This window comes from Thermohalobaculum sediminis (genome assembly GCF_023487995.1).
In the GTDB taxonomy this organism is placed as follows: domain Bacteria; phylum Pseudomonadota; class Alphaproteobacteria; order Rhodobacterales; family Rhodobacteraceae; genus Thermohalobaculum; species Thermohalobaculum sediminis.
Window position 1 is genome coordinate 541,269 of sequence record NZ_JAMFKN010000001.1, and the last position, 16,179, is coordinate 557,447.

Consider the following 16,179-nt stretch of genomic DNA (forward strand, 5'->3'; position numbering starts at 1 on the left):
CCTTGGGCTATAGACAGCGGCCGAGAATAGGAGTGGCCGCGATGACCTACCAGCCGAAATCCGAGTTCCTGCGCGCGATGACCGAACGCGGGTTCATCCAGGACGTGACCGACCTCCAGGGCCTCGACGAGGCGCTGACGGCGGGGCCGCTCACCGCCTATATCGGCTTCGACTGCACGGCGCCCTCGCTCCATGTCGGGCACCTGACCGGCATCATGATGCTGCGCTGGTTCCAGCGGACCGGCCACAACCCCATCGTGCTGATGGGTGGCGGCACCACCAAGATCGGCGACCCCTCCGGCAAGGACGAGGCGCGCCAGCTTCTCACCGCCGAGGCGATCGGCGCCAACATGGCCTCGATCCGGCGCGTCTTCACAAGCTACCTCGACTTCCGGGAGGCCGGCGGCAGCGCTGTGATGATCGACAATGCCGACTGGCTCGACGAGCTGCGCTACATCCCCTTCCTGCGCGACTTCGGCCGGCACTTCACCATCAACCGGATGCTGACCTTTGATTCGGTGAAGCTGAGGCTCGAGCGCGAGCAGCCGCTGACCTTCCTCGAGTTCAACTACATGCTGCTGCAGGCCTACGACTTCCTCGAGCTTTTCAAGCGCACCGGCTGCCGGCTGCAGATGGGCGGCTCGGACCAGTGGGGCAACATCGTCAACGGCGTCGACCTCACCCGCCGCGTCGAGGGGGTCGAGGTTTTCGGCCTGACCGCGCCGCTCCTGACCACCGCCGACGGCAAGAAGATGGGCAAGACCGCCGGTGGCGCGGTCTGGCTCAACGCCGACCAGCTCAGCCCCTGGGATTTCTGGCAATACTGGCGCAACGTCGCGGACGCCGATGTCGGCAAGCTGCTGCGCCGCTTCACGGAACTGCCGATCGACGAGATCGCCCGGCTCGAGGCCCTGCGCGATCAGGAGATCAACGACGCGAAGAAGATCCTCGCGACCGAGGTGACCGCGCTCTGCCACGGCCGCGAGGCCGCCGAGGCGGCCGAGCGCACCGCGCGCGAGACCTTCGAGGCGGGAGGCCTCGGCGCCGATCTGCCCGAAGTCGCGCTGTCGCCCGCCGACTTCGCGGACGGCGGCCTCTCAGTCGTGCAGCTCTTCCTGCGGGCAGGTCTCGCGAAATCGGGCAAGGACGCCAAGCGCCTGATCGCCGAGGGCGGCGCGCGCATCGACGACCGGCCGGTGACCGACGCGACCCTGATGCTGGACCCGGGCGCCTTCGCCGCCCCCGTCAAGCTCAGCGCCGGCAAGAAGCGCCACGCCGTCGCCCGGATGGGCTGAGCGGGACGCCCGCTGCCCCGGCCGGCAGGCGGGGGCCTCCCGCCACCCGCGCCCAGCCCCGCGAGCCCCCGGGTCAAGCCCGGGGCAGCGCAACCCTTCAACTCTGGCGCGCTGGCCGGGGCAGCGGCAATCGGATCACGCGCGCGCTTTGCCTGAAAACGCTGCCCCGGGCTTGACCCGCGGCCTCCTCGGGCGCCCCGCCACGCCGCCTCAGCGGACCGGCATCGCGGTCTCGACCAGCTTCGCCCAGTAGGAGCACCCCACCGGAATCACCTCGTCGTTGAAGTCGTAGGCCGGATGATGCACCCCCGCCGTGTCGCCATTGCCGGTGAAGATCATCGCCCCGGGCCTTGATTCCAGCATGAACGAGAAATCCTCGGCCCCCATCAGCGGCGCCACGTCGCGGTCCACCCGGCCGGCGCCCGCGATGCTCTCGGCCACGTCGGCGGCGAAGGCCGCCTCGGCGCCGGTGTTCACCGTGACAGGGTAGTTCCGGCGATACTTCAGCACCGCCTTGGCCCCGAAGGCCTGCGCGGTGTGCTCGACGATGGCGGCGATCCGCCCCTCGACCAGGTCCTGGACCTGCCGCGACAGCGTGCGCACCGTCCCCTTCAGCGTCACCGTCTGCGGGATCACGTTGAACGCGTCGCCCGCGGTGTGCAGCGAGCAGATCGAGACCACCGCCGACTCGATCGGATCGACCGTCCGCGCCACCACCGACTGCAGCGCCGTCATCATGTGCGCGGCCACCAGCGTCGTGTCGATGCAGCAATGCGGCCGCGCGGCATGACCGCCCAAGCCCTCGATCTCGATCTCGACATGATCGGCCGCGGCCATCATCGGACCGGGGCGGATGGCGAACTGGCCCACGGGCAGGCCGGGCATGTTGTGCATTCCGAATACCTGCTGCACGCCGAAGCGGTCCATCATGCCGTCATTGACCATCTCGCGCCCGCCGCCGCCGCCCTCCTCGGCCGGCTGGAAGATCACCGCCACCGCGCCGTCGAAATTGCGCGTCTCGGCCAGGTATTTCGCGGCGCCCAGCAGCATCGCGGTGTGCCCGTCATGGCCGCAGGCATGCATCCTGCCCGGCACGGTCGAGGCATGCGGCAGCCCGGTCGCCTCGAGGATCGGCAGCGCGTCCATGTCGGCGCGCAGGCCCACGACACGGCCCGAGCCGGTCTCGCGCCCGCGGATCAGGCCGACGACGCCGGTACGCCCGATGCCTTCGACCACCTCGTCGCAACCGAACTCGCGCAGCTTCGCCGCCACGATTCCGGCCGTGCGCTGCACGTCGAACATCAGTTCGGGATGCGCGTGGATGTCGCGCCGCCACGCAGTGATCTCGGGGTGCAGGTCGGCGAAGCGGTTGATGGTGGGCATGGGTCTCTCCTGTCAGGCGGCGAGGCGGTCGATCAGGCGACGCATGAAGGCCTCGCCGGCGTGGAACTGCTGAAGCGTGATGTATTCGTCCGGCTGGTGGGCCTGCGCGATCGAGCCGGGCCCGACGATGCAGGCCGAATAGCCGCCCTCCTGGAACTGCCCGGCCTCGGTCCCGTAGGAGACGACATGCTCGGCATTGTCACCGGTCAGCGCACGCGCCAGCGCCTCGGCCGCTCCGCCATCCTCGCGCCGGCAGCCGGGAACATGGTGCTTGCGGACGATCTCGACGCCGGTACCCGGGCGGATCGCCCGCATCTCGGCCGAGACCTCGGCGGCCAACGCCTCGTAGCGCGCCATCCAGTCTTCCGCGCTCTCGCCCGGCAGCACGCGGAAGTCGCTGACGAAGCGGCATTCCCGCGCCGTAATGTTGCGCGCGGTCCCGCCCGCGACCATGCCGACATGCAGCGTCGTGAAGTTCGGCACGAACAGGCTTTCGGGGTCCGCGGCGGCGGCGTTGGCGGCGCTCTGCTCGGCATGCCAGGCGATCAGGCGGGCCGCGAACATCACCGCCGAGACGCCGGTATGCGCGAGGCTCGAGTGCACCTCGAAGCCATGCACCGTGGTGTCGAGCCCGACGCTGCCCTTGTGCTGGGTCACGACCTGCATCTCGGTGGGCTCGCCCACCAGGACGGCCGCGGCGGGCGGCATCACGCGCGCCATGCTCTCGACCATCAGGGGCGCGCCGAGGCACCCCACCTCCTCGTCATAGGACAGCGCGATCTGGATGGGGCGCTTCAGCCCCGCCGCCAGCATGTCGGGCACCAGCGCAAGCGCCAGCGCGTCGAACCCCTTCATGTCGACGGCGCCTCGCCCGTAAAGCCGGCCATCCGCCTCGGTCAGCGTAAAGGGGTCGGTCGACCAGGCCTGCCCGTCGACGGGAACGACATCGGTGTGCCCTGACAGCACGACGCCCCCGGCCACCGAGGGGCCGACCAGCGCGTAGAGGTTCGCCTTGGTGCCGTCCGGGCTCGGCACGATGTGGCTCTCGACCCCGTGGCCCGCGAGGTAGTCGCGCACGAAGTCGATCAGCGGCAGGTTGCTGTCGCGCGAGACGGTGGGAAAGGCGACCAGCCGCGCCAGCATCTTCTTCGGTGTCATCCGCTCGCCCATTCCGCTCCCCGCCGCCATGCCCGATGCGCCGCCTATTCCTGCGGGCGCGGCGGCGCGCGTCAAGATGCGGGTTGCGGACTGCCGCAACGAAACTGTTGCACTTGGGCGAATCGACGGCTCAACTCTCACCGGGACGACAGCGGCGACAGGAGCGGCCGAGCAGATGAATTCCGCCCCGGTTCTCGAGGTGCAGGGCCTCAAGACGGTGTTCGGCACCCGTGATTTCGCGGTTCACGCCGTCAATGACGTGAGCTTCTCGCTCCGCGAGGGCGAGCTTCTCGGGGTCGTGGGCGAAAGCGGCTCGGGCAAATCGGTCACGATGATGTCATTGCTGCGGCTGTTGCCCAGCCCGCCGGCCCGGATCGAATCCGGCCGGGTGATGTTCGAGGGGCAAGACCTCGTGCGGCTCGACGACGCCAGCCTGCGCGAGGTGCGCGGCCGGGGTATCGGCTTCGTCTTCCAGGACCCGATGACCTCGCTGAACCCGGTGTTCACCGTGGGCTTCCAGCTGATGGAGCCCCTGCGCACCCATCTCGGCTTCGACCGCAAGGCGGCGCGCAGGCGGGCAGCCGAATTGCTGGCGCTGGTCGGCATCCCCTCGCCCGAAGCGCGGCTCGACGACTATCCGCACCAGTTCTCGGGTGGCATGCGCCAACGCGTGATGATCGCGATCGCGCTGGCCTGCAACCCAAAGGTGCTGATCGCGGACGAGCCCACCACCGCACTCGACGTGACCATCCAGGCGCAGATCCTCGAGCTGGTGAAGGACCTTCGCCACAAGCTGGGCATGGCGGTGGTTTGGATCACCCACGACCTCGGCGTGGTCGCGGGCATCGCCGACCGGGTGATGGTGATGTATGGCGGCCAGGTGGTCGAGAGCGCAGGCGTCGACGCGCTCTACGAGAACCCGACCCACCCCTACACGCGCGCGTTGATGGCGACGTTGCCCAGCCTCGACGGCACCCGCCGCGACCGGCTGATGACCATCGCGGGACAGCCGCCGCTGCTGACCGCGCCGCCCGCCGCCTGCCCCTTCGCGCCGCGCTGCGCCCATGTCCACGACCGCTGCCGCATGGCAAATCCGCCGCTGATCGAGGTCGCGCCCGGCCATGCCGCCGCGTGCTGGCTCGCGGCCCCCGGGGAAGGTGTGCAGAATGGCGTTTGACAGCCCGAAAGCCGGCGAGACGCTGGTCCGCGTGGCCGATCTCAAGGTGCATTTCCCGATCCATGCGGGCCTGATCCGCCGGCAGGTGGGCACCGTGCGGGCGGTCGACGGCGTGAGCTTCGACGTCGCGCGCGGCGAGACGCTGGGGCTGGTGGGCGAATCCGGCTGCGGCAAGTCCACCACCGGCCGCGCGGTCCTGCGGCTGGTCGATGCCACCGCGGGCCGCATCGAGATGGCGGGGACGGACATCGCCAGCCTCGGCTCCGAGGCGCTGCGCCGGATGCGGCCGCGGATGCAGATGATCTTCCAGGACCCCCACGCCTCGCTCAACCCGCGCATGACCGTGGGCTCGATCGTGGCGGAGCCGCTGTCCGAGCACGGCACGCTGAGGGGCAGCGCCCGCCAGCGCCGGGTCGAGGAACTGCTCGACGCCGTGGGCCTAAACCCCAGCTTCGCCAACCGGTACCCGCACGAGTTCTCGGGCGGCCAGCGCCAGCGCATCGGCATCGCCCGGGCGCTCGCGCTCGACCCCGACTTCATCGTCTGCGACGAGCCGATCGCGGCACTCGACGTCTCGATTCAGGCGCAGGTGGTGAACCTGCTCGAGGAGCTGCAGGAGCGCCTCGGCCTCACTTACCTCTTCATCAGCCACGACCTCAGCATGGTGCGCCACATCGCCGACCGGGTAGCGGTGATGTATCTGGGCAAGATCGTCGAGCTGGCCGACCGCGAGGCGCTCTACGGCGCGCCGAAGCACCCCTACACGCAGGCGCTGTTGTCCGCCGTGCCGATCCCGAACCCGAAGGTCGAGGCCACGCGGCGCCACATCATCCTCAAGGGCGACGTGCCGAGCCCGGCGAACCCGCCCTCGGGATGCCGCTTCCGCACCCGCTGCCCCATCGCCGAGGCGCGCTGCGCGGCCGAAGAACCTGCCTGGCGCAAGCTCGACGACGGGCGCCACGTCGCCTGCCATTTCGCGACGTGACGCCCCGGCCCGCATCAGAAACCGCTTCACAGGGAGGAAGACCGCCGCATAGCATCATCGCAAGTGCCGGCTACGAGCACGAAAAGACCACGACAACCAACAGGGAATAAAGATCATGACACCGCTTCGACGCCTTCTGGTGGCCAGCGTCGCCTGTGCCGCCATGACTGCGACCGCAGCCCAGGCCCAGCGCGGCGCGGACGGCCAGCTCAACATCATCTACTGGCAGGCCCCCTCGACGATGAACCCGTTCCTCTCGGGCGGCACCAAGGAGGTCGAGGCCTCATCGATGGTGATCGAGCCGCTCGCGAGCTATGACAACGACGGCAACATCGTGCCGCGCCTCGCGGTCGAGCTGCCCACGGTCGAGAACGGTGGCGTCTCGGCCGACCTGACCTCGATCACCTGGAAGCTGAAGCCCGGCGTGAAGTGGTCGGACGGCAGCGACTTCACCGCCGAGGACGCGGTCTTCACCTGGAAATACTGCACCGCGCCCGATGGCGGCTGCGCCCAGTCGTCCTATTTCGAGGGCGTCGCCAACATGGAGGCGGTCGATCCGCTGACCCTGAAGATCACCTTCGCCGAGCCCAAGCCCTTCCCCTACACCGCGCTGGTGGGCGCCGAGTCGCCGATCATCCAGAAGAAGCAGTTCGAGAACTGCATGGGCGCCAAGGCGCCGGAATGCACCCAGCAGAACTTCAACCCGATCGGCACCGGGCCTTTCGTGGTCAAGGAGTTCCGGGCGAACGACGTCATCACGCTCGAGGCGAACCCCAACTACCGCGAGGCCGACAAGCCGCGCTTCCAGACCGTGCTGTTCAAAGGCGGCGGCGATGCGGCCTCGGCCGCGCGCTCGGTGCTCGAGACCGGCGAGTTCGACTATGCCTGGAACCTGCAGATCGAGCCCGAGGTGCTCGAGCGAATGGAGGGCGCGGGCAAGGGCAAGCTGGTGAGCGCCTTCGCCACCTCGGTCGAGCGCATCCTGATCAACTTCACGAACCCCGACCCTGCGCTGGGGCCGGACGCGCGCTCGGTCTATAAGGACGACGGCTCGAACGCGCACCCGATCCTGAACGACATCCGCGTGCGCAAGGCGCTGTCGCTCGCCATCGACCGGCCGCTGCTCAACGACCTGGGCTATGGCAAGACCGGCCGGCCGGTCTGCAACGTGCTGCCCGGGCCCGACATCTACGCCTCGACCGCCAATGACGCCTGCCTGGTGCAGGACATCGAGGCCGCGAAGGCGCTGCTCGACGAGGCCGGCTGGGCGCCAGGATCGGACGGCGTGCGGGTGAAGGACGGGCGGCGGCTCTCGCTCCTCTACCAGACCTCGACCAACTCGGTGCGCCAGTCGTTCCAGTCGCTGATCAAGCAGTGGTGGGCCGAGATCGGCGTCGAGACCGAGCTGCGCAACATCTCGGCCAGCGTGTTCTTCGGCGGCGATCCGGCGAGCCCCGACACCTTCCAGAAGTTCTATGCCGACGTCGAGATGTACACCAACAACTTCTCGGGCGTGGACCCCGAGGCCTACATGGCCGACTGGCGCTGCGACGCCATTCCGGGGCCGGCGACGCAGTGGCAGGGCTCGAACATCAACCGCTACTGCAACCCGGACTATGACGCTCTCAGCAAGAAGATGGCCTCCACGGCCGCGCTCGCGGACCGGGCGGAACTCGCCAAGGCGATGAACGACATGCTGATGCAGGACTATGTCCTGCTGCCCCTCATCCACCGCTCGGGCACCTCGGCGCACAGCGTCACCCTGGCCGGCGTGAAGATGAACGACTGGGACAGCGAGCTCTGGAACATCGCCGACTGGCATCGCGCGAAGTGACCATCCCCGGCGGCCCCCGCGGGGGCCGCCACTCTCATCCCGGGAACCGCCGATGGCACGTTATGCGCTGCGCCGTCTCCTGATCGCGATTCCGACGCTGCTTGCGATCAGCTTCATCATCTTCGCGCTTCTCGACCTCGCACCCAGCGATCCGACGGCGAACCTGCCGCTGACGATCCCGCCCGAGGTGCGCGAGAAGATCCGCCTCTCGCTCGGCCTCGGCGAGCCCTTCGTGGTGCGCTATTTCAAGTGGCTCGAGCAGTTCATGATCAACGAGCCGCTCAACGTGCTCGAGCAATGGACCGGCTGGACGATCGGCGACAGCGAGAACCGGCTGCGCGTGCTGTCCTGGGCCACCCGCTCGCCGGTGACCGACCTGATCGTCGAGCGCCTGCCCCAGACACTCTGGGTTGTCGGCATGTCCTATGTGATCGCCGTGCTGATCGCCGTGCCGATCGGCGTGATCTCGGCCTACCGGCAGTATTCGCTGTTCGACCAGATCGGCACCTTCATCTCGATGCTGGGCTTCTCGATCCCGACCTTCTTCACAGGGCTCCTGCTGATCGTCATCTTCTCGGTCTGGCTCGGCTGGCTGCCGTCGATCTACGACACCACCCATGTGGTGCGCGACTGGGACAGCTTCGTCTTCCAGGTCAAGCAGATGCTCATGCCGACCATGGTGCTGGCGCTGGCCAATGCCAGCCAGATCAGCCGCTTCATGCGCGCATCCATGCTCGACAACCTCAACCAGGACTATGTCCGCACCGCCCGCGCCAAGGGGCTGCGCGAGCGCGTTGTGGTGCTGGTCCACGTCCTGCGCAACAGTCTCATTCCCGTCGTCACCGTGATCGCGCTCGGGGTGCCCACGATCTTCGGCGGCGCCATCATCACCGAGCAGATCTTCCGGGTGAACGGCATCGGCCAGCTTCTGATCATCGGCATCGAGGGCGCCGACATCCCGCTGGTGCAGACGCTGACCTTCATCTTCGCGATCCTGATCGTCGTCTTCAACCTGATCGCCGACCTCATCTACGGCATGCTCGACCCGAGGATCCGCTATGACTGACGCAAGCCTCGCAGCCCAGGGCATGACGGCGCACCGCTCGCTCTGGGGCGACGTGTGGCGCCAGTTCCGCGCCCACCGCGGCGCCATGGTCGGCAGCGCGGTGTTCCTGTTCATCGTGCTCGGCGTGACAGTCGGGCCCTACATCCACACGGTCGACCCGCAATACCTGAACATGCGGGCGAGAAATGCCGGGATCAGCTGGGACCACCCCTTCGGCACCGACAATGTGGGGCGCGACATGCTCGCGCAGGTCATGGCCGGGGGGCGTGTGTCGCTCGCCGTGGGCTTCGCGGCGATGGGCGTCTCGATCGTGATCGGCGCGCTGGTGGGCGTTCTTGCGGGTTATATCCGGCGGCTCGACGGGCCGCTGATGCGGCTGACCGACCTCTTTCTCGCGCTGCCGATCCTGCCGCTGCTGCTGGTGATCCTGCTGCTGTTTCGCGACACCTTGCGGACTCTCTTCGGGCCCGAGGCGGGGATCTTCCTGCTGATCGTGTTCGTGATCGGCATCACGTCCTGGATGCAGACCGCCCGCATCGTGCGCGGCGAGGTGCTGGCGCTGAAGGAGCGCGAATTCGTGCTCGCCGCGAAGAGCATCGGCACCCGCGGCCATCGCATTATCACCCGGCACCTGCTGCCCAACGTGCTCTCGCCGATCATGGTCTCGGCCACCATCGGCATCGCGAACGCGATCATCACGGAAAGCGCGCTGTCGTTCCTCGGTCTCGGCTTTCCGCCCGACTTCCCGACCTGGGGGCGGCTGCTGTTCGACGGCAAGGACTTCATGACGCTCACGCCCGAGCGGGTGATCTGGCCGGGGCTGGCGATCTCGCTCACCGTTCTCAGCGTCAACTTCATCGGCGACGGGCTGCGCGACGCCCTTGACCCGCGCATTCGCGGGCGGTGACAGGGGCCGCCGCCCCCGTCCACGCCGCCATCCTTCGACCCGCTGCCCCGGGCTCGACCCGGGGCCTCGTGGCGCCGCTTCCAACACAGGTAAAGAATATAACAATTACATGTGCTTGACATCATTCTCACGCACGAGGGCCCCAATTGCGGCCGCTACGAAAACGGCCGCCCCGAGGGGCGGCCGCTGCCGGTCACGTGCGTGGCGGCACCGGCCCGAAGGCCGGCGCCGGCAATCTCACTTCTGCCAGCTCTTGATCAGCTCGTCGTAGTTCACCGTCACCGCCTGCGGCTTCTCGTCCGCGAGCTTGGGCTTCGGCGCGCCGGGGCGTTCCAGCCAGACGCTCGGGTCCTCCTCGGGGTTCAGCTTGGGCCCGATATCGCCCTGCACGCCGGCCCGCTCGAGCCGCGAAAGCACCTGCTCCTGCGCGGCACAAAGGGCATCGAGCGCCTCCTGCGCCGACTTGGCGCCCGAGGACGCGTCGCCGATGTTCTGCCACCAGAGCTGCGCGAGCTTGGGGTAGTCCGGCACGTTCGTACCCGTCGGCGACCAGCGCACGCGGGCGGGCGAGCGGTAGAACTCGACGAGGCCGCCCAGCTTCGGCGCGCGCTCGCTGAAGCTCTCGTGGTTGATGGTCGACTCGCGGATGAAGGTGAGCCCGGTGTGTGCCTTCTTCAGGTCCACGGTCTTCGACACCGTGAACTGCGCGTAGAGCCACGCGGCCTTGGCGCGGTCCTCGGGCGTCGACTTCATCAGGGTCCACGAACCCGCGTCCTGATAGCCGACCTTCATGCCCTCTTCCCAGTAAGCGCCGTGCGGCGAGGGGGCCATGCGCCACTTGGGCGTGCCGTCCTCGTTCACCACCGGCAGGCCGTCCTTGACCATGTCGGCGGTGAAGGCTGTGTACCAGAACATCTGCTGGGCGATCTGGCCCTGCGCAGGGACCGGGCCGGCCTCGCCGAACACCATGCCGGCCGCCGAGGGCGGCGCGTACTGCTTCAGCCAGTCGACATACTTCTGGACCGCGTAGACCGCCGCCGGCGAGTTGGTGGCACCGCCGCGCGCGACGCACGAGCCCGTGGGCCGCGAGTTCTCGTCCACCCGGATGCCCCACTCGTCGACCGGCAGGCCGTTCGGCTCGCCCTTGTCGCCCATGCCGGCCATCGACATCCAAGCATCGGTGAAGCGCCAGCCGAGCGAGGGGTCCTTCTTACCGTAATCCATGTGGCCATAGACCGGACCCGAGACGCCCATGTGGCTGAGATCCCGGCCGGTGAAGAACTCGGCGATGTCCTCATAGGCCGACCAGTTGTCGGGGACGCCAAGGTCATAGCCGTACTTGGCCTTGAAGTCGGCCTTGTTCTTCTCGTCGTTGAACCAGTCGTAGCGGAACCAGTAGAGGTTCGCGAACTGCTGGTCGGGAAGCTGGTAGAGCTTGCCGTCGGGCCCCGTCGTGAAGCTCGTGCCGATGAAGTCCTCGATGTCGAGCGTCGGCAGGGTGACGTCCTTGCCCTCGTTCGCCATCCAGTCCGTGAGGTTGCGCACCTGCTGGTAGCGCCAGTGGGTGCCGATCAGGTCCGAGTCGTTGATGTAGGCGTCGTAGATGTTCTGCCCCGACTGCATCTGCGTCTGCAGCTTCTCGACCACGTCGCCCTCGCCGATCAGGTCATGCGTGACCTTGATGCCGGTGAGCGCGGTGAAAGCGGGGGCGAGCACCTTCGACTCGTATTCATGGGTCGTGATGGTCTCCGAGACCACCTTGATCTCCATGCCGCGGAACGGCTCGGCGGCCTTGATGAACCATTCGAGCTCGGCGCGCTGGTCGGCCTCCGAGATCGCCGCGGGCTGGAACTCCGCAAGCAGGCGGTCGATCGCCCCCGCCTCCTGCGCGAGAGCGTGCCCCCCCGCGAAGAGGGCGACGGCCGCAACCGTTCCCAGGATGTTCAGTCTCATGTCGTGATGTCCTCCCTTGCCGGACTTACCCGTTGACGTGGACGAAACGGGGGGCGTGCCGAATATCCCGCCCCCCGGCAGTGGCGTCACACCCAGCGGAACACCGCCGCGGCGTAGACGAGCGAAAGGGCGAGCGCGAACCACAGCGGCGGCCCCATCAGGCCCAGCCAGCCGAGGTTGATGAAGGCGCTGCCCAGAAGCGAGATGAAGAGGCGGTCCCCCGGTGTCGTCTCGATGCCGAGGATGCCGGTCCGCGGCACTTGCGGACGGAATGCCTGCCATAACGTCATCGCGACCAGGAGGCAGGCGATGACGCCGAAGAACGTGGCTCCCGCCCGGGTCCACGCCATCCAGTGCCCCGGCGCGATCGGCAGCGTGAGATCGACCCCGCCGAACACGGCACCAAGCAGCCCCGTGCCATAGGCCGCCCCGAGCGCAAGTCCCAGCGCCACCAGGGCGGCCGAAATCTCGGGGTTGCGCGCGATCCGGTTCATCACACCCTCCCCAGGGCGAAGCCCTTGGCGATGTAGTTGCGCACGAAATAGATGACCAGGGCGCCCGGGATGATCGTCAGCACCCCCGCCGCCGCCAGCACGCCCCAGTCGAGCCCCGAGGCCGAGACCGTGCGCGTCATCGTCGCCGCGATCGACTTCGCGTCGACCGAGGCGAGCGTGCGGCTCAGGAGAAGTTCGACCCAACTGAACATGAAGCAGAAGAACGCCGCGACCCCGATGCCCGACGCGATCAGCGGCATGAAGATCTTCACGAAGAAGCGCGGCCAGGAATAGCCGTCGATGAACGCCGTCTCGTCGATCTCGCGCGGCACGCCGCGCATGAAGCCCTCGAGGATCCACACCGCCAGCGGCACGTTGAACAGGCAATGCGCGAGCGCGATGGCGATGTGGGTGTCGAAGAGGCCGATCGCCGAGTAGAGCTGGAAGAAGGGCAGCGCGAACACCGCCGGCGGCGCCATCCGGTTCGTCAGCAGCCAGAAGAACAGGTGCTTGTCGCCGAGGAAGCGGTAGCGCGAGAAGGCATATGCAGCCGGAAGCGCCACGGTGATCGAGATCACCGTGTTCATCACCACGTAGATGATGGAATTGACATAGCCCATGTACCAGCTGGGGTCGGTGAAGATCACCGCGTAGTTCCTGAGCGTGGGCTCGGCCGGCCAGAGCGTGAACGAGGACAGGATCTCCTCGTTCGTCTTGAAGCTCATGTTCACCAGCCAGTAGATCGGCAGCATCAGGAACAGGATGTAGAGCGCGCACACCACCGCGCTGCGGCTGACGCGCAGCCCCGGAAGCGCCACCGAGGGGCGGGCGGCCACGGCCTCGGTCATTGCTTGGCCTCCTTCGCGTCCTCGGCGGTCATCACCGTGTAGAAGACCCAGCTCAACAGCAGGATGATCAGGAAGTAGACGATCGAGAACGCCGCCGCCGGCCCGAGGTCGAACTGACCGATCGCCATCTTGACGAGGTCGATCGACAGAAGCGTGGTTGAGTTGCCGGGACCGCCGCCGGTCACGACGAAGGGCTCGGTGTAGATCATGAAGCTGTCCATGAAGCGCAGCAGGATCGCGATCAGCAGCACGCCCTTCATCTTGGGCAGCTCGATGTAGCGGAACACCGCCCAGCGGCTCGCCTGATCGATCTTCGCGGCCTGGTAATAGGCGTCCGGGATCGAGCGCAGCCCCGCATAGGCCAAAAGCGCCACCAGCGAGGTCCAGTGCCAGACATCCATCACGATGATCGTGACCCAGGCGTCGATCGGGTTCTGCGTGTAGTTGTAGTCGATCCCGAGCGACGCCAGCGTCTTGCCCAGAAGCCCGATGTCGACCCGCCCGAAGATCTGCCAGATCGTGCCCACAACGTTCCACGGGATCAGCAGCGGCAGGGCCATCAGGATCAGGCAGACCGACGCCCAGACGCCCTTCTTGGGCATGTGCAGCGCGATATAGACGCCCAGCGGCACCTGGATGATCAACACGATGCCCGAGAACAGGATCTGCCGCAGGAATGCATTGTGGATGCGCGGGTCGCTCAGGATCTGCTCGAACCAGTCGGTGCCGGCCCAGAAGAACTGGTTGTTCCCGAAGGTGTCCTGCACCGAGTAGTTGACCACCGTCATCAGCGGCAGCACGGCCGAGAAGGCCACCAGCGCCACCACCGGCAGCACCATGAACCAGGCGCGGTGATTGACGGGCTTCTCGCTCATCAGGCGGCCTCCCTCTCGCGCGGCGTGCCCTCGACCAGCCAGCCGTCGGCATAGACGTTGACCGCGCCGGGCTCGAAGCGGACGCGCGGCTCGGCGGGGATGGCGGCGCCCTCGGGCGCGACGATGTCGAGCGCGCGCCCCGCCAGCGCCGCCCGCACGATCTTGTGGCGCCCCACGTCCTCGACGCGGCGGATCTCGACCGGCAGGCCCTCGGACCCCAGCCGCACGAATTCGGGCCGCACACCGATCTCGACCTGGCCCGACAGCGCTGGATAGGCGCGGGTAAGTGCGACCTCGCCGCCCTCGAGGCGCGCGCGGCTGCCTTCGACCGTCGCGGGCAAGAGGTTCATGCCGGGCGAGCCGATGAAGTAGCCGACGAAGGTGTGCGCCGGGCGCTCGAACAGCTCGGCCGGCGTGCCGATCTGCACGACCTCGCCCTCGGTCATCACCACCACCTTGTCGGCGAAGGTCAGTGCCTCGGTCTGGTCGTGGGTGACATAGATCATCGTGTGACCGAACTGGCGGTGCAGCGCCTTGAGCTGGGTGCGCAATTCCCACTTCATGTGCGGGTCGATCACGGTCAGCGGCTCGTCGAACAGGATGGCGTTCACGTCCTCGCGCACCATGCCGCGGCCGAGGCTGATCTTCTGCTTGGCGTCCGCCGTCAGGCCCCGCGCCTTCTGGTCCAGCCGGTCCTCCATGCCGATCATGCGGGCAATCTCGCGCACCCGCGCATCGGCCGCGGGCCCCTTCAGGCCGCGGTTGCGCAGCGGGAAGGCGAGGTTCTCGTAGACCGTCATGGTGTCGTAGACGACCGGGAACTGGAACACCTGCGCGATGTTGCGCTCGGCCGTGGCCATGTCGGTGACGTCCGTGGCCCCGAACAAGATGCGCCCCTCGGACGGGCGCAGGAGGCCCGAGATGATGTTCAGGAGCGTGGTCTTGCCGCAGCCCGAGGGGCCCAGCAGCGCATAGGCGGCGCCGTCCTCCCATTCGTGATCGATGCGCTTCAGCGCATAGTCCTGCGGCACCTTCGGACGTGGCAGATAGGAGTGGGCGAGACCCGACAGCGTGATCCGTGCCATGGCGCCCCCCTCAGGCCGCTTGCGCGTAGGACGCCGCGGCCACCAGCCGGTCGTCCTCGCCGAACACATAGACATGGGCGGGGTCGAGATAGACCGCCTGCTCGGACCCAACGGGCAGCTCGCGCACGCCATGCACCAGCGCGACCCAGCGCTGCCCGGCATGGTCGAGATGGACATAGCTCTCGGAGCCCGTGATCTCCGTGATCGCGATGCGGGCGCCGAACTCCATCAGATGCCCGCCGCCCGGCTCGATGCCGAGATGGTTGGGCCGGAAGCCGGCCAGATACCGCCCGTCGGGCAGGCCCGCGAGCGCGCCCCTGGCCTCGACCCCCTGCCCCTCGCCAAAGCCGAGCCGGGGACCGCGCTTCTCGATCCGCAGGAAATTCATCGGCGGGTCGGAAAAGACGCGCGCGGTGATCGCGTCGGCGGGCCGCCGATAGACCTCCGCCGTGGGGCCGAACTGCGTCACCCGCCCCTCCCACAGGCAGGCGGTGTTGCCGCCCAGCAGCAGCGCCTCGTGCGGCTCGGTGGTGGCATAGACGAAGATCGCGCCCGACTCCTCGAAGATCGCCGGGATCTCGGCGCGCAACTCCTCGCGCAGCTTGTAGTCGAGATTTGCCAGCGGCTCGTCCAGCAGCACCAGCCCCGCGTTCTTGACCAGCGCGCGCGCCAGCGCGCAACGCTGCTGCTGCCCGCCCGACAGCTCGAGCGGCTTGCGCCCCAGCATCGGCGTGAGCTTCATCAGCGCGGCGGCCTTGGCCACCCGCGCCTCGACCTCGGCGCGCGGCAGGCCCGCGATCCTGAGCGGCGAGGCGATGTTCTCGTAGACCGTCATCGAGGGGTAGTTGATGAACTGCTGATAAACCATCGCGACGCCGCGGTCCTGCACCCGCTGGCCGGTGACGTCGCGCCCCTCCCACAGCACGCGGCCGGTAGCGGGCTGGTCGAGCCCCGCCATCAGCCGCATCAGCGAGGTCTTGCCGCTCAACGTCGGCCCCAGAAGCACGTTCATCGTGCCCCGGCTCAGCGTGAGCGTGACGGGGTGGATATGGGTCTCGCCCCCCACGACCTTCGAGACGCCTTCGAGCGTCAGGCTCATCCCTTCCGTCTCCTCCCCAT

14 protein-coding genes are annotated in these 16,179 nt (G+C 68.0%); 6 read left to right on the forward strand and 8 right to left on the reverse strand.

The window, feature by feature from the left end; all coding sequences use genetic code 11:
* The first annotated feature begins 41 nt into the window (after positions 1-41).
* Positions 42-1,295, forward strand: coding sequence for a tyrosine--tRNA ligase (tyrS, locus tag M1105_RS02685; RefSeq protein WP_249578798.1), 1,254 nt, complete (start codon positions 42-44; stop codon positions 1,293-1,295).
* A 210-nt stretch (positions 1,296-1,505) separates the two neighbouring features.
* On the opposite strand, the gene M1105_RS02690 is transcribed toward tyrS, so the two are convergent.
* A complete protein-coding gene (locus M1105_RS02690) occupies positions 1,506-2,678 on the reverse strand; it encodes a M20 aminoacylase family protein (protein WP_249578799.1) in 1,173 nt (390 codons plus the stop codon).
* Positions 2,679-2,690: 12 nt separating this feature from the next.
* Complete coding sequence (argE, locus tag M1105_RS02695) at positions 2,691-3,848, reverse strand: acetylornithine deacetylase (RefSeq protein ID WP_249578800.1); 1,158 nt, start codon at positions 3,846-3,848, stop codon at positions 2,691-2,693.
* A gap of 163 nt (positions 3,849-4,011) precedes the next feature.
* Here argE and M1105_RS02700 point away from each other — a divergent pair, with 163 nt between their 5' ends.
* The 5 genes from M1105_RS02700 to M1105_RS02720 all read left to right on the forward strand — a co-directional run bounded on the left by M1105_RS02700 (position 4,012) and on the right by M1105_RS02720 (position 9,805).
* On the forward strand, positions 4,012-5,013 hold the full coding sequence (locus tag M1105_RS02700) for an ABC transporter ATP-binding protein (protein WP_249578801.1): 1,002 nt from the start codon (positions 4,012-4,014) through the stop codon (positions 5,011-5,013).
* A complete protein-coding gene (locus M1105_RS02705) occupies positions 5,003-5,998 on the forward strand; it encodes an ABC transporter ATP-binding protein (protein WP_249578802.1) in 996 nt (331 codons plus the stop codon). Before M1105_RS02700 ends, M1105_RS02705 begins: the two co-directional genes overlap by 11 nt.
* 115 nt (positions 5,999-6,113) lie before the next feature.
* Entirely contained in the window at positions 6,114-7,832 is a 1,719-nt protein-coding gene (locus tag M1105_RS02710) for a peptide ABC transporter substrate-binding protein (RefSeq protein ID WP_249578803.1), read from the forward strand.
* Between the two features lie 52 nt (positions 7,833-7,884).
* On the forward strand, positions 7,885-8,898 hold the full coding sequence (locus tag M1105_RS02715; RefSeq protein WP_249578804.1) for an ABC transporter permease: 1,014 nt from the start codon (positions 7,885-7,887) through the stop codon (positions 8,896-8,898).
* Positions 8,891-9,805, forward strand: coding sequence for an ABC transporter permease (locus M1105_RS02720; protein WP_249578805.1), 915 nt, complete (start codon positions 8,891-8,893; stop codon positions 9,803-9,805). Before M1105_RS02715 ends, M1105_RS02720 begins: the two co-directional genes overlap by 8 nt.
* Positions 9,806-10,042: 237 nt before the next feature.
* On the opposite strand, the gene M1105_RS02725 is transcribed toward M1105_RS02720, so the two are convergent.
* The 6 genes from M1105_RS02725 to M1105_RS02750 form a co-directional block, all read right to left on the reverse strand.
* Positions 10,043-11,758 (reverse strand): ABC transporter substrate-binding protein, encoded by a 1,716-nt coding sequence (locus M1105_RS02725; protein WP_249578806.1) that lies wholly within the window; start codon positions 11,756-11,758, stop codon positions 10,043-10,045.
* Positions 11,759-11,844: 86 nt separating this feature from the next.
* Positions 11,845-12,108, reverse strand: coding sequence for a DUF2160 domain-containing protein (locus M1105_RS02730; RefSeq protein WP_249579043.1), 264 nt, complete (start codon positions 12,106-12,108; stop codon positions 11,845-11,847).
* Between the two features lie 143 nt (positions 12,109-12,251).
* Positions 12,252-13,100 carry a carbohydrate ABC transporter permease gene (locus M1105_RS02735; protein WP_249578807.1) on the reverse strand — a complete coding sequence of 283 codons (849 nt, stop codon included), beginning with the start codon at positions 13,098-13,100 and terminating at the stop codon, positions 12,252-12,254.
* On the reverse strand, positions 13,097-13,975 hold the full coding sequence (locus tag M1105_RS02740) for a carbohydrate ABC transporter permease (RefSeq protein ID WP_249578808.1): 879 nt from the start codon (positions 13,973-13,975) through the stop codon (positions 13,097-13,099). The genes M1105_RS02735 and M1105_RS02740 overlap by 4 nt, the downstream gene beginning before the upstream one ends.
* A complete protein-coding gene (locus M1105_RS02745) occupies positions 13,975-15,060 on the reverse strand; it encodes an ABC transporter ATP-binding protein (RefSeq protein ID WP_249578809.1) in 1,086 nt (361 codons plus the stop codon). The genes M1105_RS02740 and M1105_RS02745 overlap by 1 nt, the downstream gene beginning before the upstream one ends.
* A gap of 10 nt (positions 15,061-15,070) precedes the next feature.
* Entirely contained in the window at positions 15,071-16,159 is a 1,089-nt protein-coding gene (locus M1105_RS02750) for an ABC transporter ATP-binding protein (protein ID WP_249578810.1), read from the reverse strand.
* Positions 16,160-16,179 lie beyond the last annotated feature (20 nt).

Excerpts from the sequence above, each read along its gene's own strand:
- tyrS (WP_249578798.1), top strand. The coding sequence starts at position 42 with ATGACCTACCAGCCGAAATCCGAGTTCCTGCGCGCGATGACCGAACGC.
- M1105_RS02720 (WP_249578805.1), top strand. The coding sequence starts at position 8,891 with ATGACTGACGCAAGCCTCGCAGCCCAGGGCATGACGGCGCACCGCTCG.
- argE (WP_249578800.1), bottom strand. The coding sequence starts at position 3,848 with ATGGGCGAGCGGATGACACCGAAGAAGATGCTGGCGCGGCTGGTCGCC.
- M1105_RS02705 (WP_249578802.1), top strand. The coding sequence starts at position 5,003 with ATGGCGTTTGACAGCCCGAAAGCCGGCGAGACGCTGGTCCGCGTGGCC.
- M1105_RS02745 (WP_249578809.1), bottom strand. The coding sequence starts at position 15,060 with ATGGCACGGATCACGCTGTCGGGTCTCGCCCACTCCTATCTGCCACGT.
- M1105_RS02735 (WP_249578807.1), bottom strand. The coding sequence starts at position 13,100 with ATGACCGAGGCCGTGGCCGCCCGCCCCTCGGTGGCGCTTCCGGGGCTG.
- M1105_RS02730 (WP_249579043.1), bottom strand. The coding sequence starts at position 12,108 with ATGGCGTGGACCCGGGCGGGAGCCACGTTCTTCGGCGTCATCGCCTGC.
- M1105_RS02700 (WP_249578801.1), top strand. The coding sequence starts at position 4,012 with ATGAATTCCGCCCCGGTTCTCGAGGTGCAGGGCCTCAAGACGGTGTTC.
- M1105_RS02725 (WP_249578806.1), bottom strand. The coding sequence starts at position 11,758 with ATGAGACTGAACATCCTGGGAACGGTTGCGGCCGTCGCCCTCTTCGCG.
- M1105_RS02690 (WP_249578799.1), bottom strand. The coding sequence starts at position 2,678 with ATGCCCACCATCAACCGCTTCGCCGACCTGCACCCCGAGATCACTGCG.
- M1105_RS02740 (WP_249578808.1), bottom strand. The coding sequence starts at position 13,975 with ATGAGCGAGAAGCCCGTCAATCACCGCGCCTGGTTCATGGTGCTGCCG.
- M1105_RS02710 (WP_249578803.1), top strand. The coding sequence starts at position 6,114 with ATGACACCGCTTCGACGCCTTCTGGTGGCCAGCGTCGCCTGTGCCGCC.
- M1105_RS02750 (WP_249578810.1), bottom strand. The coding sequence starts at position 16,159 with ATGAGCCTGACGCTCGAAGGCGTCTCGAAGGTCGTGGGGGGCGAGACC.
- M1105_RS02715 (WP_249578804.1), top strand. The coding sequence starts at position 7,885 with ATGGCACGTTATGCGCTGCGCCGTCTCCTGATCGCGATTCCGACGCTG.